This window comes from Desulforhopalus glucosivorans (genome assembly GCF_054397165.1).
Genome location: NZ_AP044854.1, coordinates 2,862,083 through 2,881,814 on the forward strand (window position 1 = coordinate 2,862,083; position 19,732 = coordinate 2,881,814).

Annotated in this window: 14 protein-coding genes; 12 read left to right on the forward strand and 2 right to left on the reverse strand. The window is 44.3% G+C overall.

The annotated features are described in order from the left end of the window. Position 1 precedes the first annotated feature (1 nt). From ACX6CI_RS12420 to ACX6CI_RS12445, 6 genes are all read left to right on the forward strand, one after another. Positions 2-2,140: a response regulator gene (locus ACX6CI_RS12420; protein ID WP_458773968.1), complete on the forward strand. Its 2,139-nt coding sequence runs from the start codon at positions 2-4 to the stop codon at positions 2,138-2,140. A 12-nt stretch (positions 2,141-2,152) separates the two neighbouring features. Next, positions 2,153-3,532: a YihY/virulence factor BrkB family protein gene (locus ACX6CI_RS12425; protein ID WP_458773969.1), complete on the forward strand. Its 1,380-nt coding sequence runs from the start codon at positions 2,153-2,155 to the stop codon at positions 3,530-3,532. 75 nt (positions 3,533-3,607) lie between these two features. Next, positions 3,608-5,743: an ATP-binding protein gene (locus tag ACX6CI_RS12430; protein ID WP_458773970.1), complete on the forward strand. Its 2,136-nt coding sequence runs from the start codon at positions 3,608-3,610 to the stop codon at positions 5,741-5,743. A gap of 86 nt (positions 5,744-5,829) precedes the next feature. Next, the gene (locus ACX6CI_RS12435; protein ID WP_458773971.1) at positions 5,830-6,171 is read left to right on the forward strand and encodes a TraR/DksA family transcriptional regulator; all 342 of its coding nucleotides are present in this window, start codon (positions 5,830-5,832) and stop codon (positions 6,169-6,171) included. A 412-nt stretch (positions 6,172-6,583) separates the two neighbouring features. Then, positions 6,584-7,156, forward strand: coding sequence for a hypothetical protein (locus ACX6CI_RS12440; protein WP_458773972.1), 573 nt, complete (start codon positions 6,584-6,586; stop codon positions 7,154-7,156). 103 nt (positions 7,157-7,259) lie between these two features. After that, on the forward strand, positions 7,260-8,522 hold the full coding sequence (locus ACX6CI_RS12445; RefSeq protein WP_458773973.1) for an amidohydrolase family protein: 1,263 nt from the start codon (positions 7,260-7,262) through the stop codon (positions 8,520-8,522). Between the two features lie 56 nt (positions 8,523-8,578). Here the strand turns inward: ACX6CI_RS12445 and ACX6CI_RS12450 are convergent, their stop codons facing one another. Both ACX6CI_RS12450 and ACX6CI_RS12455 read right to left on the reverse strand, forming a co-directional pair. Continuing rightward, positions 8,579-10,393 carry an ATP-binding protein gene (locus ACX6CI_RS12450; RefSeq protein WP_458773974.1) on the reverse strand — a complete coding sequence of 605 codons (1,815 nt, stop codon included), beginning with the start codon at positions 10,391-10,393 and terminating at the stop codon, positions 8,579-8,581. Continuing rightward, positions 10,387-11,118: a response regulator transcription factor gene (locus tag ACX6CI_RS12455; protein ID WP_458773975.1), complete on the reverse strand. Its 732-nt coding sequence runs from the start codon at positions 11,116-11,118 to the stop codon at positions 10,387-10,389. Before ACX6CI_RS12455 ends, ACX6CI_RS12450 begins: the two co-directional genes overlap by 7 nt. A 317-nt stretch (positions 11,119-11,435) precedes the next feature. Between ACX6CI_RS12455 and phoU the strand changes: the two genes are divergently transcribed. The 6 genes from phoU to ACX6CI_RS12485 all read left to right on the forward strand — a co-directional run bounded on the left by phoU (position 11,436) and on the right by ACX6CI_RS12485 (position 19,614). After that, positions 11,436-12,095 (forward strand): phosphate signaling complex protein PhoU, encoded by a 660-nt coding sequence (gene phoU, locus ACX6CI_RS12460; RefSeq protein WP_458773976.1) that lies wholly within the window; start codon positions 11,436-11,438, stop codon positions 12,093-12,095. Between the two features lie 39 nt (positions 12,096-12,134). Continuing rightward, positions 12,135-13,520, forward strand: a complete 1,386-nt coding sequence (gene pstC, locus ACX6CI_RS12465; RefSeq protein WP_458773977.1) for a phosphate ABC transporter permease subunit PstC — start codon at positions 12,135-12,137, stop codon at positions 13,518-13,520. A 95-nt stretch (positions 13,521-13,615) separates the two neighbouring features. Then, positions 13,616-14,872, forward strand: coding sequence for a phosphate ABC transporter permease PstA (gene pstA, locus ACX6CI_RS12470; RefSeq protein ID WP_458773978.1), 1,257 nt, complete (start codon positions 13,616-13,618; stop codon positions 14,870-14,872). A gap of 106 nt (positions 14,873-14,978) precedes the next feature. Further along, positions 14,979-16,013 carry a PstS family phosphate ABC transporter substrate-binding protein gene (locus ACX6CI_RS12475; RefSeq protein WP_458773979.1) on the forward strand — a complete coding sequence of 345 codons (1,035 nt, stop codon included), beginning with the start codon at positions 14,979-14,981 and terminating at the stop codon, positions 16,011-16,013. A gap of 153 nt (positions 16,014-16,166) precedes the next feature. Beyond that, entirely contained in the window at positions 16,167-16,994 is an 828-nt protein-coding gene (pstB, locus tag ACX6CI_RS12480; RefSeq protein WP_458778465.1) for a phosphate ABC transporter ATP-binding protein PstB, read from the forward strand. Positions 16,995-17,223: 229 nt separating this feature from the next. Further along, positions 17,224-19,614, forward strand: a complete 2,391-nt coding sequence (locus ACX6CI_RS12485) for a sigma 54-interacting transcriptional regulator (protein WP_458773980.1) — start codon at positions 17,224-17,226, stop codon at positions 19,612-19,614. Positions 19,615-19,732 lie beyond the last annotated feature (118 nt).

The following is a 19,732-nucleotide window of genomic DNA, read 5'->3' on the forward strand; positions in this document are numbered from 1 at the left end:
CATGATTGATCTTTTCGGTAAAACTGATTCCACAAAACAAAAAGCAGAAGAGTTATTGCTGTTTTTAGAGCAACACCTCTTCCAGCTCACTCCATGGTTTAGGTTGCCCTCTGGTGATGTGTTACCGGCTTCTGATTCCGGCCGTATTGCTGAAAACACAGTAGATGAACTCATTGGACATCTTGACGAAGTAGTTGAAGATGATCTTCCTGTCTGCACCAAAGACCAGACACACTGGGCTGCACGGGTGCCTGAGCTTGAAGGAGTTGTCCTTTTTACTGTACAAAGAGGTGAAACTGCTGCATCAGATATTCCTACTCTTATCTCTCTTGCCATAGACAGCTTTACCAACAAACAGAAAGCAGAAGAATATGAGAAGACGCTCGCTATTCAAAAAAAACAGTTCAACCGTAAGTTTATAGTACTTGAACAGAAATTTCAGGACATGCAGGAGGAGACCCAACGGGGATACCGTATTATTCAGGAACATCAGGAGAACTACTCAAAAACCCTGCAGACTGAAATCGAAAAACAGACCCTGGAATTACGTAAGTCTAAGGCTGAAGCTGAGGCTGCAAATATTGCCAAAAGCCAGTTCCTTGCATCCATGAGTCACGAGATCCGCACCCCAATGAACGGAGTAATTGGTTTTACCGAAATGCTGCTGTCCACGGATCTCGACGACGAACAACAAGACAGTGCCCTTACTATCAAAAGAAGTGGTGAGGCTCTTTTAGGACTCATTAACGACATACTCGATTTTTCCAAAATTGAAGCGGGACAAATGTCCCTTGAATATATCGATTTTGACCCTGAAATCACAGCCCACGATGTGTGTGAACTAATCCGTCCAAGGGTCACCGGCAAACCAATCGAGGTTCTCTGCAGGATAGGTGATGACCTGCCGGCAAACCTCAAAGGTGATCCCGGAAAATTTCGTCAGGTTCTGGTAAACCTCTTAGGTAATGCTGCTAAATTTACCGAACAGGGCGAACTTGAACTGAGCATTGAGGTGCATAAAGAAACTGACGATGAAATTGTTGTCCTCAGTAAAGTTCGAGATACAGGTATTGGGCTTCCTGCAGACAAGCTCGAATCCATTTTTGAGGCCTTTCAACAGGCTGATGGAACCACCACCAGGAAATACGGTGGAACCGGTCTTGGCCTTTCAATCTGCCGAAAAATTGCATCTCTTATGCAAGGCCGTGTGTGGGCAGAATCTGTTGCAGGAGAAGGCAGCACCTTCCATTTTCTTTGTACAATGAAAAAATCGGCAATAAAACAGAAACACAAACCGATTTCCGAAGATTTAAAGGGCATTAAGGTACTGGTGGTTGATGATAACCGGGCCAATAACGATATAATTCAAAATCTTCTTGAAACTATAGAGATGGAAGTGGTCACCCTCCTTGATGAGACCGCCACTCTTGAAACATTGCGGCAGGCAGAAGAGGCGGGAAAACCTTTTAACATAGCCATTCTCGATCTTGTCATGCCCCACTTATCCGGTTATGAACTGGCGAAAAGAATCCGTAATGCTGAGCAGAAATTCAACAACATACCTCTATTAGCATATACATCTTCCACTGAAAAGGTTGCTCAGAGATGCAATGACGCCGGGTTTGATGCCTTTTTGGCGAAACCTGCCCGCCGACAAACTTTTCTCCGAACCATTGCTAAGATTCTTGGGGCAGAAGAAGAAAACACAAAGTCTGGTTCCAAAACTCTTGTTACCCAGTATTCTGTACGTGAAGAAATCAAACAATCCATCAAAATCCTGCTTGCCGAAGATAACCTTGTAAATCAAAAGCTGGCCACCATGATGCTTACAAAGGCAGGTTACCTTGTAACTCTTGCCCCTAACGGTAAGGTAGCGGTTGAGCTGTTTACAAAATCACCTGATGATTTTGATACCATTCTAATGGATATCCAAATGCCCGAAATGGATGGTTATGAGGCCACAAGAATAATTCGGGCCCAGGGCTTTAGTGATATACCCATAATCGCAATGACCGCCAATGCCATGAAAGGAGACAGGGAGCTCTGTCTTGAAGCTGGAATGAGTGATTATATAACCAAGCCGATTAAAAGGGATATCGTCTTCCAGATCCTTGAAAAATGGCTGCACATACGAAGCTGATGCACATATAATATGGAACCAATAGAGAAACGAAGCGATCAATGGTGGAAAGGTTATACAACATGGCTTGACCGAAAAGATGAGCCATCGAACAAACCAGTAGCAGTCATCCGTTATATTCTTCGTCTGGTGTTTATCATCATCCGGCAGTTTAAACGCAACGACCTTTCTCTACGCTCGGGAGCACTCACCTACGCCATTCTCCTCTCCATGGTCCCCATGCTTGCCATGAGTACCGCAGTAGTTAAAGGCCTCGGTGGCGGCGACCAGCTCAAAGAGGTTGCCTTCAGCTACCTTGAAACACTGGAAACACAAGAAAATACAACTCCTGTTTCAACCACCAGTGACCATAGTGTCTCGCCTGTTGAGGATACAGAAAACGATGTAGCGACAAAGGAGCTAAGTTTAACAAGGCACCTGCGTTCCGCTGTCACTCAACTTTTTGACTACGTGGACAAAACAAATTTTGCAACCCTTGGCACCATTGGAGTCATTGGTATCCTGCTCAGTGTCATTATGGTACTTGGAAACATTGAAACAGCAATGAACAGTATCTGGAAAGTATCCGAAGGCAGACCTCTTCTAAGAAAGATTGCAGACTACCTTACACTTCTCATTCTCCTGCCACTTTCCATTAATCTAGCCTTTGCAGCAAGTGCATTTATAAATAATCCCAAGTTATCTCTGGCGATAGACAGTTACATACCTCTTGAGTGGCTCCAGGCATTGCTGCTTAATGCTCTGCCTGTCTTTTTTATCACGCTGTCGTTTTATGTCCTGTACATCTTTTTCCCCAATACCAAGGTCAAAACTCTACCGGCGCTTATTGGGGCAGCCATTGCCGCCTATTGTTGGATCTTCATCCAGAATGTATACATATCAATGCAAGTGGGAGTTGCTAAGTACAACGCAATATATGGCTCTTTTGCCACTGTACCTTTATTTCTTGTCTGGATATATCTTTCCTGGATTTTTATTCTTGCAGGGGCCCAAATTGCCTTTGCCATCCAGAATGAAAAAGGATTCAGCCTCGTTAAAATCCAAAGCAAACCTACGTTTAGATTGAGTGCAGCTTTTGATATAATGGATAGGATTTACCGGGCGTTTAACAATGGGGAACAACTCGCCATAGAACAACTCACATCGGCTCTACCCACCTACCCTCCTCAAATTATAGAATCAGTTCTAATAGATCTTGTTGGCGGCGGATTCTTAACCGTGGCAGGGAGTAAAAATTACTACCTTCCCCTCTTTTCTGAGCACCAGTATAATAGATCTGATATCGTAGCCACAATCTTTGGCAACGACGCCCCTAAGACATCAGGAGGCCAGTTCAGTCTTGAGGCAATAAGAGGTGCAATGCAGGCTAAATCTAGCCATCAAAAAGAGTAGACTTACAATCTTTTTATAACCTCAATCTTCAGATATTTCTTTAATTTTATCAATCCAACGTGATAGACTTATCCCATGGTATCTATCTCTCAACTTCTCAAAGAAACAAGAGCCATACTCAACATGGCTGTGGATAATAACCGCGCAAACCACGAAGAAAAACTTCGTATGAAGCACTATCTTATTTTTCTTCTATGTGGAATAGCGCTTATTCTTGCCTTTGGCATGTACAGTTTCATCAAAGGTAATCTGATCTTATACGCTCTTTTATTTGCAACCCTGTGTATATTTCTCTTTGCCTGGTTCCGGCTCTTCTCCTCCCCCTTTCCCAGGCGTATATATCGGCTGACTATCTGTACCTATGCCATCCTCCTCTGTTATAATTTCACCCATGGAGGTATGTTGGATGGTCGGTCCTTATGGCTCTATACCTTCCCGCTCATTGTCTTTTTCCTACTGGGTACCGCCGAAGGACTCATTTGGGTTATAGTTGTCCCAATTATCTCTATTGCGCTACACTTCTCTCCATTTTCATTTGTGGAAAGCCATCACCACAATCCCGAGTATCTTCTCAGATACCTGCTTGTATATGCAATGCTCACTGCTATTACCTATTGGTTTGAACACTTTCGCTCCCATTATCGCGATGACCTCCAACTGGAACACAAACGCTTCCAAGAAATTTTAACCTATTCAAAAGACATCCTCTACAGAAGAGACCTCACCTCTAACAGATACGACTATATTTCCGACGCCTTAGGCAATCACCTCGATTATCCTGTCGAAGAATATAAAAATTACACTTCCACCGATTTTGAGAACCTCATCCACCCTGATGACAAAGAAGACTACCTGCAACAAATACAAACAATAGCAGACACAAAAAGTGAACGCACAGCTCAGAAATCCTTAGAATTTCGTATGCGGCACCGAAACGGAGAATATCTCTGGTTCAGGGACCAGATTGCCTTTCTTTACAATGAAAACGATGAACCTGAAACAATTATAGGTTCCAACAGAGAGGTAACAGAGTTACGCCTTGTGGAAGAGGCATTGCGCGAGGCTAAACAACAACTCCTTACCATTCTGGACGCTTTTGGTGGACATATCTATGTCTCCGACATGAAAACCCATGAAATCCTCTTTATTAACAAGCAAATGCAAGAGGACTTTGGAGCCGACCTCACTGGGAAAATCTGTTTTAAGGAGTTTCGAAACCGAGAGGAACCCTGTGAGGACTGCTCGAACTATATGCTACTTGATCAGAACAATAACAGTACCGGAGTACATGATTGGGAGGGCTACAACACCATTACAAACAGATGGTATTTAAACCATGACCGGGCAATCCAATGGGTGGATGGCAGGTGGGTAAGAATTCAAATTGCAGAAGACATTACACGGCAAAAATACCTTGAAGAAGAAAGAAAACATAACGAAGAGATTGTCAGCCGTGCCAAACAGCTAGAGACCATTTCAACACTGATCAGCGGAATTTCTCACGACTTTAACAACTTGCTCCAGACTATACTTGGGAATATTGCCATCGTTGAAGACTCAGGGAGCGACAACGATCTCAAACAATCATCTTTAGCTGAACTCAAAGAGGCTGCTCGAAGAGCCACAGAGCTTATCACAAGAATGCTCACCATATCATCGGCACAACCCAAATATTGTCTACCCATGCCCATTGTTCCATTTTTAGAGCAGGTATTAATCGAATGCACTGAGAGGCTCCCCATTGAAAGAGAGTGTATCATTCAAGCAGATCTCAAGAATGTTCTCATTGATTACAGCCAAATCATCACTGCCTTAAAAAATATCATTCAAAATGCCTGTGACAACATTACAGGCAAGGGTAAAATTACAATCAATGCAGACAACTTCACTCAGCAAACAACATCCGAACTGAGCAGGTTTGGTACAATACGGCAAACTGACGGTCTAAAAGATGGTAATTATGTCAGAATTAAGATTACTGACAATGGACAGGGTATTGATTCCAGCGACCTCAACAAGGTCTTTGAACCCTACTTCTCAACTAAGATGAGGGATGCCAATAAGGGTCTTGGTCTGGGACTTACAATATCTTACGCGATCATCACTCAACATAGTGGTATCGTTCAAATCGAGTCAGAAAAAGGGATTGGTACAACCGTTACCCTTTATCTCCCTGCCAGTGAGACAGAACCGGAATACGACTCTGCATAATGTACATCCATGATTGCTAAACATATTTCCAGGTACAGAAGTTATCCCTCTTTTCCTCCTTACTTTTCACCATTGTACAATTCGATATGAATCAACATGACCTTCACTATTTCGAGACATTACTTCTTGAAAAACAGCGCGCACTCACCGCAACAGACACAACCAGCAGTGATTCTACAAAGGCTGTACATTTAGATCAAACCAGTGTGGGGCGGTTATCACGAATGGACGCCATGCAATCCCAGGCCATGGCCCTTGAGACAAAACGGCGCAGGAAGATAGAACTCACAAGAATCGAAGCCGCACTTGAGCGTATTGCCGAAGAGGAATATGGGTATTGTGCCTCCTGTGAAGAAGACATCAACAGAAAACGACTAGAGATTGACCCTGCCAATCCCTTCTGTGTGGAGTGTGCAGCAAAACTATAGTTTCATCGAATCAAACTTAGCGGGTAGATCCTCTGTATTATAAAAGGCAGAGCCAGTAATTGGCTCTGCCTTTTCCTGTCTTACTCGTCTTATCTTCAATGGGCGACAACCCGACAAAATAATTCATTGCTACACCAACATACCGGAGAATCAATCACGCCCATTACCAATAACGCCATCCCCACCTGTCCATACTCCACACACCTCTCTCATCCTATAAAACCAATTAATCCAATAAGATAAACCCCATACTAACAATCCTACATGGACCCGACATGGGGCAATATTGCAGGGTTTCGTCCCCCCTATATCACCAGATATCCGGTTTCCATCAACCACTATCCACCGTACTATTCAAGCATACAGGAGACACAACCCGTAGATAAGGGACATTAAAAAAAGGAGACAAGCTATGAACATGATCAAAACTATTGTATGTCTTTGCCTACTACTGATACCTGCAGTTGGCTTTTGCCACGACAATCATAATAACAAGCAATCACGTCCATGGGGATGGCAGGAAAACTATCATAGTTCTCAATACTACTATGATGACTCCGACAATTACTCCGACAATTACTCCTATGGATATGAGAGAGATTCCAAAAGACGTGGATCCGAACAACACAAGAATAACAAGAGCAAGCGTTATTCTAAGAAGAAGCGCGTACAATCCGGCTGGGATGTTGCTCCCAAGATAGCCAAACACGCACCGAACTGCCGCCGCTACACACTTTCAGCTCAAGGCGGTAAGGGGTCTGCGCGGATCACATCGATACAGGGGAAAAATTATATCCAGGTTAGCGGGACTAAAAGCGGGTACGTCTGTTACCAGGGAGATCCAACTCTGGAATTAGGTAAATTAAACAACCCTAATGTCAAGGTTACCTTTAAGCTTGAAGGAAAAGGAAAGTATAGGTTCCACGGAGGCGAAAAGGGAACAAGATACAAAAACCATTGGTACAGATCATATTGGGGTTTATAATCATTTGAATTCAGCACAAACGAGCCATATTGACTTACAATTACAAAATCATTCCAATATTTTAAGTATATAGATTGTATTTAACTGTTTTGAAAGGGTAGAAATGTCTAGCATATTGATAGTGAGAGGACACTTTGTTTTCACCAAGGTGGCTGAAAAAATGGAGGTATACAAAGACAGTTTTCTTGTTGCAATTGACGGGAAAATTGAAGGAATTTACCCAACAATACCAGATCAGTTTAAAGATCTGCCCGTCCAGGATTATGGGGATAGAATTATCATCCCAGGCTTTGTGGACCTCCACCTCCATGCAGCTCAATTTCTGCAATGCGGGGTCGGCATGACAAAACAACTCCTTGATTGGCTGGAAGACTATACCTTTGAACTTGAAAACGAGTTTAACAACCCTGATTTTGCCTGGAAAGCTTATGAATTATTTGCGGATAAACTCGTCGCTTCCGGCACCCTCAGAGCCTCTATCTTTGCATCCTCATCCACATCTGGAACAGAGATACTCTTTGAGGTGTTAAAAAAGAAGGGCATCGGAGCCTATGTTGGCAAGGTCAACATGGATCGAAATTGTCCAAACGGCATTGCTGAAACCACAGTTGATTCTCTTGCCGGCACCAAATACCTCATTGAAAAGTATGCAGATGAGCCCCTCATCAAACCTATCATCACACCACGATTTGCACCCACCTGTTCAGAATCACTGCTGCAAGCCTTAGGTGATCTAGCCCTGCAACATAGCCTCCCTGTTCAATCCCATCTTTCTGAAAATAAAGAGGAAATACAATGGGTGAAACGCCTGTTTCCTGGAGAGAAAAGCTATTCGGATGTCTATCAAAAATATAATTTATTTGGACAGACAAAAACCCTTATGGCCCATGCTATCTACTTAAGTGACAAGGAGAAACAGCTGATCCTGGAAATGAGTCCTTTTCTTGTGCATTGTCCCGACTCTAACCTTAATGTGCGAAGTGGTATAATGCCCGTTCGAGAATATCTGAACATGGGAATACAAATAGGTCTTGGCAGCGATATAGCCGGAGGCCATAAAATAGGCCTTAATGAGGCGATGGTTCGAGCCGTGCAGCTATCAAAACTTATCAATCTGCAAAATGAAAAATGTCCTCCTCTTTCTATGTCCGAGGTATTTTATATGGGAACAAAGGGAGGCGGGAGTTTTTTTGGCAACACCGGAAGCTTTGAAAAAGATTTTCTCTTTGACGCGCTCGTCATAGAAGACGCACCGCTGATTGCAGAGCAATATTCCATCACAGATCGTCTCGAAAAATTCATCTACACAGGAGATGACAGGAACATCATCGCACGATATGTTGAGGGGAACTCTTTAGAAAAGTGAGACAGGTATCCAAGGGGATACCTGTCTGTACGATAGAACCTTGTGCGGTCAATGGACTACACGGCATCAAGACTTAAGATAAAGGTTGAACCTTCACCTTCAACACTTTCAACCTCAACTGTACCACCATGGGACTGGGCAATGTGCTTAACAATGGCAAGGCCTAATCCTGTTCCACCAACCGAACGGCTTCTGGCCTTATCGCTGCGGTAAAAACGTTCAAACAGTCGTGGCAGATGTTCTTTACTAATCCCGCAACCAGTATCTGAAACACTCATCCTGACGCGACTTTTTTCTTCCAACTCCTGTAGTTCGCACACAACTGAGACCACATCACCGTCCTTACTGTAGGTGATGGCGTTTGCGATAAGATTGATAAGAGCCTGCTCAATGAGTGATCCATTTACATTGGAGACGAGTTCTTCATCACAGGTCAGTGTAAGCTTAACACCTGCTTTTTCTGCCTTCATCTCACAAAACTGCATGGCTGATTCAATCACCGGTAACAGATGACTTCTTTCCCGCTGAATTTCGCCCTGCCGTGCCTCCTCTTCAATCCGGGATAAACAGAGAAGATCATCAATGATCGAATTTAATCGATGGGATTGTTTCAGGACAACGGCAAGAAATTTTTCTGAGTCTTCCCTGCTATCAAGTGCGCCATCTAAAAGGGTCTCCACATACCCTTGAATTGATGTGATAGGTGTACGCAATTCATGGGAAACATTTGCCACGAAATCCCGTCTTATATTCTCCAATCGTCTCAGGCGAGTCACATCGTTCATCACCACAAGCACACCAACATACTCCCCAAGACCATTACTAAGCATCACAACATGGGTCTGAAGAAAACGTTCTCCACCGTTTTCCTGGAGGATTATTTCTTCCTCAACCGGCTCCTTTGTGAGAAGCGTCCTGCTTATTTCCTGCTGCAGTTTCGCATTACGCACAATCTGCTGAACTATCTTTCCTGTAGCCGAACTCCTGTCCACATCAAAAAGCTGTGCTGCCGCATCATTTAGACTTATGACACGTTCTTCAAGATCAATGGCGACAACCGCCTCAACCATGCTTGAAAATACAGTTTCGAGCTGATTACGATGGGTAACAATTGCCTGGATTTTTTCATCAAGCAGTGCTGCCATGCGGTCCATTGCCGATGCCAGAGTAACAATCTCAAGGGATGCTGACTTTTTTGCAACAGGAAGCATCCTTTCACTAAAATCTCCACGGGCAAACTGCTGGGCACTGCGCCTCATCTGCTCTAAGGGGCGACTCACATTTCGAGAAATTATAAGGGTGACAAGACCTGCTAATAACAGCACAGCAAAGGAGCCAAAAATAATTCTACCCTTTATGCGATCAAGGGTCTTCTCAAGGGAGGAAATCGAAACAGAGGTTCTCAGGACAAAACGCTCTTCTGATTGCAACGTATGTTTGATTGTAAGCGGAACCGCCACATAAAGACGACTTTCATCTAACGTTTTACTAAATCGCCTGGAACTCCCGACAACACCAGTAAAAGCAGTATCGATCTCCTCACGACTTCGGTGATTATCCATCACCTCAGGATCTTCATTGGAATCAGCCAGTACAGTGCCATCAGCATTAACAACGGTGATACGCGTCCCTGATTCACGCCCGGCAACAACGCAATATTCCCGTAACTCTAGAATATTATCAACCTCTATATAATCAATAATTTTGGAGCTGAGAAGAACTGCCCTGGACTCCAAATCATTTTCGGTATCCTGGAGATAAAAGTCCTGAAGGATTGTAGCGCCGGACCAACTGACAAGTATAATTGCCACAACCAGGGTTATCGCATTGGCTGGAAATATCTGCCAGATTAATTTCTTTGGCTTTAACATGATTTTTCAGTACTTTCTGTTGTTGATTTATAGCGGTAACCTATGCCCCGAACCGTCTCAATATTTTTGCCGCACTTACCCATCTTTTTCCTGAGACCAAAGATCTGCACATCAATGGCCCGGGGAGTAATGAGAAAATCGTAGCCCCGAACAGAATCGATAATCTGTTGACGGGTAAACACCCAGCCCGGTTTATCAGCAAGAAGAGACAAAATGCTAAATTCGGTTATGGTAAGAAGCACTTCAGAGCCATCAAGTTTCACCTCATGCCGTCTCTTATCTATTTCAAGACCGTCAACTGAAACGACGCCAGATCGTGCATCGCTTGATTCAATGCTGTTAGAAACCGCACGTTTAACAACCGCTTTTATGCGCGCGATAAGCACCTTAGGACTGAAAGGCTTGGTAATATAGTCATCGGCACCGCACTCAAGCCCCGCCACAACATCTTCTTCTTCACCCTTTGCTGTTAGCATAATGATCGGCAAAGATGTATCACTTGCGGACTCAGCCTTTCTTATTGCGGCACAGACATCAATACCACTCATCCCCGGAAGCATGAGATCTAAAAGAACACAATCAATTTCTTCAGCACGAAGGCGTTCCATAGCCTCCTCTCCACTATCGGCACATGTAACATGGAAGCCTGCACGAATAAGGTTATAGCTCACAAGTTGTTGAATATCCGCCTCGTCTTCAACTACCAGAACGTTAATTTTAGCCATTATTCTCTATTGGTTATGATTTGTCGTATGGGTACCTGCCAACACATCGCAGTCTCTAATCGTCTTACAGTTATTTAATGTAACTACTTCTCATTTCACGGCACCCTCTACTGTTGATTTACAGGGATCTTTCATCTTGACTTGCCCTATCCTGTATCATTTTTTCATCCATCGCAACCCCCATACAGCAGTTCTAACGATATCCTAATATTTATCTAATCAGAGAAAAACATAAGGCCTCTACTATATCGATCATTCAATACCACGGCTTGTTTTACCTGTAACTTTCACTGAACATGAATCTGGGTGCAAAATATATGGATCATCACTTTACCTTCCCCCACGAACTTTCAAATTTAAACAAAAAACTGCTCCACCTCAGCACCATAGTGGAAGAGAAAATTCGTACGGTAGCGAGGCTTATAGAACAGTTTGATAGCGATGAGGCCTCGCGAATCATCACCTCCGATTACGAGGTGGATGAACTTGAAGTTGAAATTGAAGAAGATTGTTTAAAGATCCTCGCCCTGCACCAACCGGTTGCAAGTGACCTCAGGTTTATCATTGCAGTTATCAAAATTAATAATGAGATGGAGCGCATCGCTGATATGGCCGTCAACATCGCCATGCGTGTAGACAATATCTCAAAATTCGACAAGGTTTCCGCCCCATCATACAATTTCTCTCCCATGTCTGAGAAAGTTATCTCAATGCTGACCAAATCAATTGATACCCTTGTCAACAGAGATGCATCCCTTGCAAGAACGATATTCCTTGATGACGACTACGTCGATGCCTTCAGAAACCAGTGCTATGAAGACATCAAAATCAGAATCAAAGAAGACCCAAACCATCCGGGTTACCACATCAACACTTATCTACTGGCACGTCATCTCGAGCGTATTGGCGATAGAGCTGTCAACATTGCGGAAGAAGTTGTCTATCTCGTAGAAGGGACAATAACCCGTTTTAATTAATTCTCGCTCATTAGTGATCGATCCCAGGTGAATAACACTATGTACCCCTATCTACTACCCTGCATTCTAGCTTGTGCGATTACCGCCTATTTCATAGGAACAAGAAGGGCAAATGCACTTGCAAGGGATCTCGGAGGAGTTAAACAACTCCACTCGCTTCCTGCTCATTATGGAGTTTTAACGGCAATATCCTGTGCAATACCAGCCCTTATTGTTTTTGCGGCCTGGAGTTTTTTTGAAGATCAGGTGATCAGCAGCTTTGTTACCAGTGCGCTCCCCAAAGACCTGTTAACCCGCTCGCAAAACGAGCTGACCCTTGTCCTCAACGAGATTAAAAATATCGCCATAGGAGGTTTTGCTGCCGGGAGCTCTGATGTTGCCATACAGGTTGCAGCTGAACACTATAGTGCTCTTTTGGCCAGTGGTAGAAATATAGTGGCAGGCCTTGTAATCCTGGCAATGTTTACCCCTGGAGCCATAGCCTATACACGCATACAAAAAGAACTCAGGGCTAGAAATATTGTTGAGATGGCTGCCATGGTATTTCTTATTGGCTGTTCCGGCGTTGCCATTCTAACCACCCTTGGAATTGTACTCTCAGTCCTCTTTGAAGCCATACGATTTTTCCAGGCTGTTCCTTTTACAGATTTTCTTTTTGGTCTTGACTGGAGCCCCCAAACAGCGATGCGTGCAGACCAGGCGGGGTCATCCGGGGCTTTTGGCACAGTACCTGTTTTTGCGGGTACAATTCTCATCGCCTCCATTGCCATGATGGTGGCTATTCCCATAGGTCTTCTTTCTGCAATTTACCTCTCAGAATATGCAAGTAAGACCATGCGCACCTGGGCAAAGCCGATGTTGGAAATTTTAGCGGGTATCCCCACCGTTGTTTACGGTTTTTTTGCAGCATTAACAGTGGCACCCTGTATTCGAGATCTTGGGACAGCGGCAGGCCTTACAGTCTCTTCTGAAAGTGCCCTTGCAGCAGGCCTTGTGATGGGGATTATGATCATCCCCTTCGTCTCATCTCTTTCAGATGACGTAATTCACGCAGTTCCCCAGGCAATGAGAGACGGGTCATACGGTCTTGGAGCGACCCGGTTTGAGACCATTCGCTATGTTGTTATTCCTGCCGCACTTCCAGGAATTGTAGGATCGATACTCCTGGCTGTTTCCCGTGCCATTGGTGAGACCATGATTGTTGTGATGGCAGCGGGTCTTTCTGCAAACCTCTCCTTTAATCCGCTGACTGCTGTCACCACGGTAACTGTGCAGATTGTAACCTTACTCGTGGGTGATCAGGAATTTGACAGCCCCAAAACTCTGGCTGCATTCGCCCTGGGCCTCCTGCTCTTTGTCTTCACCCTTATACTCAACGTCATTGCTCTTCGTGTCGTCCGAAAATACCGAGAACAATATGAGTAAAAGTGAAACCAATGAGCCATGTTCAGTAGTTTTTGTGTCCAACCCTCTGGTTTGGCCATGTTATAAGAAAAATACAACGATAGAACCACAGGATAATGACAAATCTCTTAACACCAACACCGAACTTACGTAAGCGATACAGGGCAGAAAAAAGCTTTAAACGACTTGGTTTATCTGCAATTGTACTATCGCTCTGTTTTGTGGGTTTCCTCTTTTTCTCGATAATTTCTGATGGATATTCCGCTTTTCAACAAACATACGTTGAAATAGAGGTCTCTTTTGTGGAAAAAGATTTTACCGGAGCCAATATAGCTCATGCCAATTTCCCAGGTATTGTCAAAAGATCTCTGAGAGAGATGTTTCCAGATGTCTCAACTCGAAAAGACAAAAAACTTCTCTACAGTCTCATAAGCTCTTCTGCAGCCTTTACCTTAAAGGATGTAGTTGTAGATAACCCGAGGCTTATCGGGACAACTCAAAGCATCTGGGTTCTGGCAGATGATGATGTTGATATGCTCGTTAAAGGTAAAACTAAACGGGACCTGCCGGAGACAAACAGAAGACTCAACGATAAGCAACTCTCCTGGATCGACGCCCTTGTGAGGGATGACAAATTAAAGAAAAAATTTAACACAACCTTTTTCACCTCTGGAGATTCACGGGAGCCGGAACTTGCAGGAATACTTGGTGCAGCCAAAGGCTCACTGCTCACCCTCGTTATAACCCTGTCACTATCATTTCCAATCGGAGTTGCTGCGGCAGTATACTTGGAAGAATTTGCACCGGCAAACCGCTGGACAGATATAATTGAAGTGAACATTAATAATCTTGCAGCCGTCCCATCCATCATCTTTGGTTTACTCGGCCTTGCAATTTTTATCAATTTCTGGGGGCTTCCAAGATCAACTCCAGTGGTCGGCGGTCTGGTGCTCACCCTCATGACCCTGCCTACAATTATCATAGCAGGCAGAGCCTCTCTCAAATCCGTTCCGCCTTCAATTAGAGAGGCAGCTCTTGGAATCGGAGCCTCAAAACTACAGACCGTCACCCACCATGTCCTGCCCCTTGCCCTGCCAGGAATGCTTACAGGTACAATCATCGGCATGGCACAGGCCCTTGGGGAGACGGCTCCACTTCTTATGATAGGTATGGTTGCCTTTATAGTTGATGTTCCCGGGACCTTCACAGACCCATCAGCTGTCCTTCCTGTACAAATTTATCTCTGGGCCGATAGCCCGGAACGAGCCTTTACCGAGAAGACATCTGCTGCAATCATGATACTTCTGGCATTTCTTGTGGCCATGAACAGCTGCGCTGTTTTCCTCCGTAAGAGATTTGAAATTAAATGGTAACACAACCCTAATATGGATCTGTTCTAATAGCTCACAACTTGGCAAAAAAGCCACATATTAACAAACCAAAGTAACACTTATAAAAACTCCATGGAGAACATGTACAATGAAACTTAAGACCATTACAACTGCTGGTGCTCTTTCACTTTTACTTTGTGGTCCAGCACTTGCTGCACGTGACTACATTTCTATTGTAGGATCATCCACCGTATACCCTTTTGCTACAGTAGTAGCTGAGCAGTTCGGAAAGACTTCGGGTTCTAAAACCCCTAAGATCGAGTCAACCGGATCGGGCGGTGGTTTCAAACTGTTTTGCGGTGGTGTTGGTGTCAACCACCCCGATATCACCAACGCTTCCCGTGCTATCAAGAGCTCTGAAATTGAAAAGTGCGCTGCTAACGGCGTAAAAGATATCGTTGAAGTTAAAATCGGCTATGATGGAATCGTTCTCGCTAATTCCAAGACCGTTGCTCCCCTCAAGCTTACCCGTAAAGACATCTTCCTCGCTCTTGCTAAAGATGTACCCGACCCGAAGAATCCTGGGAAATTAATTACCAACCCATACAAGACATGGAAAGACGTTAACGCTTCTCTTCCGGCGACCAAAATAGAGGTTCTCGGCCCTCCTCCAACTTCAGGAACCCGCGATGCATTTGTTGAACTTGCAATGGAAGGTGGTGCTAAAAAATTTGATTTCATCAAGGCGATGAAAAAGAGTGATAAAAAAGCCTACAAGGCTCTTTGCCACACCGTCCGTGAAGATGGTGCCTATGTTGAAGCAGGTGAGAACGACAACCTCATCGTACAAAAACTTCAGGCGAATCCAGCGGCTGTTGGAATCTTCGGATTCTCCTTCCTTGACCAGAACAGTGACGTAATCCAGGGTTCTGTTATCGAAGATAAAGCTCCTACATTTGAAGCAATTGCTGAAGGTGCATACCCTGTCTCCCGTCCACTCTACTTCTACGTTAAAAAAGCTCACGTAGATGTTATCCCTGGCATGAAAGGATACCTCGAAGAGTTTACCAGCGAAAAAGCATGGGGTGAGGAAGGATATCTTGCAGATAAAGGTATGATCCCAATGCCAACAGAAGAAAGAAAGCAGTATCACGACTCTGTTTCAGCTCTTCAAACTCTGTAATCGTACATTTACAGTAACAGTACAGAGGGCGCTTAGGCTATGGAGCCCAAGCGCCCATTTGTTAATTATTCAGTACATTTTAAAAGAGACGTATCTATGGAACTTGCCGCCAATAATATTAATAGTGACTTTCCAACCCTCCTTAGTGGAGACATGGCAGAGGAAAAAATGGAGAGTAGAGCCCTTGCAACAGATCGTAAAACTGTTGGTGCTCCGTTTGTTGAAAATCCACGAATGACCTGCAGAGATGTTGAGGTATTCTACGGTGCTAAACAGGCTATAAATAAGCTCAACATTGATGTAGCCAGTAATGAAGTTTTAGCCATGATTGGTCCTTCCGGCTGCGGCAAGTCCACCTTTCTGAGGTGCCTCAACAGAATGAATGATACAGTTGCATCCTGTAGAGTAACTGGAGATATCAAACTGGATACAACAGATATTTATGATCCTTCTGTGGATGTAGTTCCCCTGCGGGCTAAGGTTGGAATGGTGTTTCAAAAGCCCAATCCATTTCCAAAATCGATCTACGATAACATTGCCTACGGTCCAAAGATCCATGGTTTGACGAGCAATAAAGCAGAGATGGACGAAATCATAGAGACCTCGCTTATGAAAGCAGGCCTTTGGAATGAGGTTAAAGACAGACTCATGGAGCCAGGTACAGGTCTATCCGGGGGGCAGCAACAACGACTCTGTATCGCAAGAGCAATTGCAGTAAGTCCTGAAGTTATCCTGATGGATGAACCATGTTCTGCCCTTGACCCTATCGCAACGGCCAAGGTTGAAGAACTCATCGCTGAGCTCAGCACCCAGTTTTCAATTGTTATTGTTACCCACGCCATGCAGCAAGCCGCCCGGGTGTCTCAACGAACAGCCTACTTTCACCTCGGTGATTTGATAGAAGTAGGTACCACTGCAAACGTATTTACCAATCCACTCCATCAACTGACCGAAGACTATATTACCGGTCGTTTTGGATGATAGCAGTAACTTCTCCCCAGCTTTCATGCCGCAGCGCTTTCCTGCCTGTGGCATTTTTCTTTTCGCAGTAAATACCATAGCGACCTCTCATCTTACTAAAATATCGATATTATTAGAATTAAGACATCTCACCCCGGCACATAGTAGGACTTGTTGCAATCTCCGTTAATGGATATTATAGATTAATACTACTCTCAACAAATTGATCTATTCAAAACAGGAGAAGGGCGTGACCTCAGAAAAAAATCTTGATTCTGAACACTTAGCCAGTGGCTATGTGACCGTAGATGAAGACTGGATTGTCACAGCCTGTAACCAGAAGGCTTCTCTTATCCTGGATAAAAACAAAGATAAGATGATCGGCCAGCATTGCCGTGAACTCTTTGCAGAAGACCCAAGATTTACTCATATCCTCGAACACCTGAGACCACTCTCAAAGCAGAAAACCAGTCAAAATGTTGAACTGACCCTTGGTAACCCTATCAGTGGCGAAAAGAATGCGGTTCGTTTGCGTATTATTACAATTCCAGGAAAAAAGGGTGGGATTACAGGGGCAATTATCGGTTTTGCTGACCTTACGGAACCCCTCGCAGCCAGCAGACTCGCGCTTAACAGTATTGCTGAAGGCGTCTTTACCGTTGATCAAAACTGGCACATCACAAGCTTCAATGCCGCAGCAGAAAGAATAACAGGCTATACTGAAGAAGAGGTCCTCGGTACTTCCTGTAAGGAGATCTTTAAGGCCAATATCTGTAACTCTGACTGTGCCATTTCAGATTGCATCCATTCCAAAACAACAATATCCGGACGTACTGCCTTTATTGAGTCAAAGAAAGGCAGATCTATCCCCGTAAGTCTCAGCGCCTCTCCACTTCTTGATATGTATGATAATGTCATTGGAGGAGTCGAGTCCTTCACTGATATCACAGAAACTCTCCAATACGAACTTATCTTCAACTCTGTGGCTGATGGAGTATTTACCGTCTCCCCCGAGGGAAATATTACCTCGTTCAATAAGGCTGCTGAAACCATAACCGGCTTCACCGAAAAAGAGGTGCTTGGCAAGGTCTGCTCCCAGGTGCTTCTTGGGAGTACAAATTTTGATTCTTGCCCACTTTCAACCTGCATGAAAGAACAGAAGCACATCCTTGACCAGGAGCTGTTTATCATTGGCAAGGACGGCTTTTCCATTCCGGTTTCCATCAGTGCCGCCCCGTTTCTAGGGCATAATGGCAAGGCAATCGGAGGCGTTCAGTCCTTTCGTAACAATACAAACCGACTGCAAAAAGCCCTCATCCTCGATTCTGTAGCTGATGGTGTGTTCACTGTGGATAGAGACTGGCGGATAACCTCTTTCAACCTCTCAGCAGAACTTATCACCGGATGGAATAGAGACGCTGCTATCGGCCAATTTTGTAGTGACGTCTTCTGCTCTTCCATATGTGGAAAAAATTGCGCCATCGCCGAAGCACTCTATACTGGTCTGCCTGTTTCGGGTAGATCCATTACCATCAAAAACAGAAAAGGAAAAAATGTCTCTGTCAGTATCAGCGCCTCTCCCCTTGTCGATCAGGACGGCAATGTACTCGGCGGAGTAGAAACCTTTCGTGATTTAAGTGTTGAGATGCACCTCAGGCAGCAGCTTACCCAAAAATACACCTTTGCCCAGATCATCAGCAAGAGTCCAAATATGCAGAGGATGTTTCAGATCATGCCTGAAATCTCTAAAAGTGAGAGTAATGTTCTGATCTTAGGAGAAAGCGGTACAGGTAAGGAACTGGTAGCAAGTGCTATTTTCCACGCTTCAGCCAGGAAGGACAAACCATTCATCATCGTGAACTGCGGTGCCCTCCCGGATACACTGCTTGAATCTGAACTCTTTGGTTATAAGGCCGGAGCCTTTACTGATGCCAGAAAAGATAGGGAAGGCCGTTTTGCAGCAGCTGAAGGCGGAACAATTTTCCTTGATGAAATTGGCGACATTCCACAGTCCCTGCAAGTAAAACTCCTACGGGTACTGCAGCAGAAGGTATACGAACCTCTTGGCTCCAACGTCCCCGTTAAAGCTGATGTACGAATTATTGCTGCCACCAACAAAGACCTGCTTGAGCAAGTTGGGCGAGGTGAATTCAGAGATGATCTCTTTTACAGGCTCAATGTTGTCAATATAGTATTGCCCCCACTACGGGAGAGAATAGAAGATGTTCCACTGCTCGTTGATCATTTTGTTGAAAAATTCAGGGCAGAACAACAAAAAGACATTGTCGGTATCAGTGAAGAGGTAAAATCGCTCCTGATGAAATATGACTATCCAGGGAATATCAGAGAACTTGAAAATATCATCGAATATGGATTTATACTCTGTCCCGGTGGCTTTATTCAATCGGCACACCTCCCGGAAACGTTTATCAAAAAGAAGGATAGCCTTCAATCGCCACTGCTCTCTGTGTATGAGGGGCTCTCCCTTGAAGAGATCGAGAAGAAGGCCATTGAACTTTCACTTACAAGAAATAAATGGAAGAAAATGCTCACCTGCAGGGAGCTCGGCATTGGAAAAGATACTCTCAGGAGGAAAATAAGCCGCTATAAAATATCCAACCCAATGGATGCGCCAAAGTAGAATATGCTATACAATTCTATTACTATGGTGATGTTGGCACGTGCTTGACAAAAATGCACACCGTCATAGCGTAGTCTGCTCATACTGATTACAAAAATTCAATTCTTTATAGTAGATG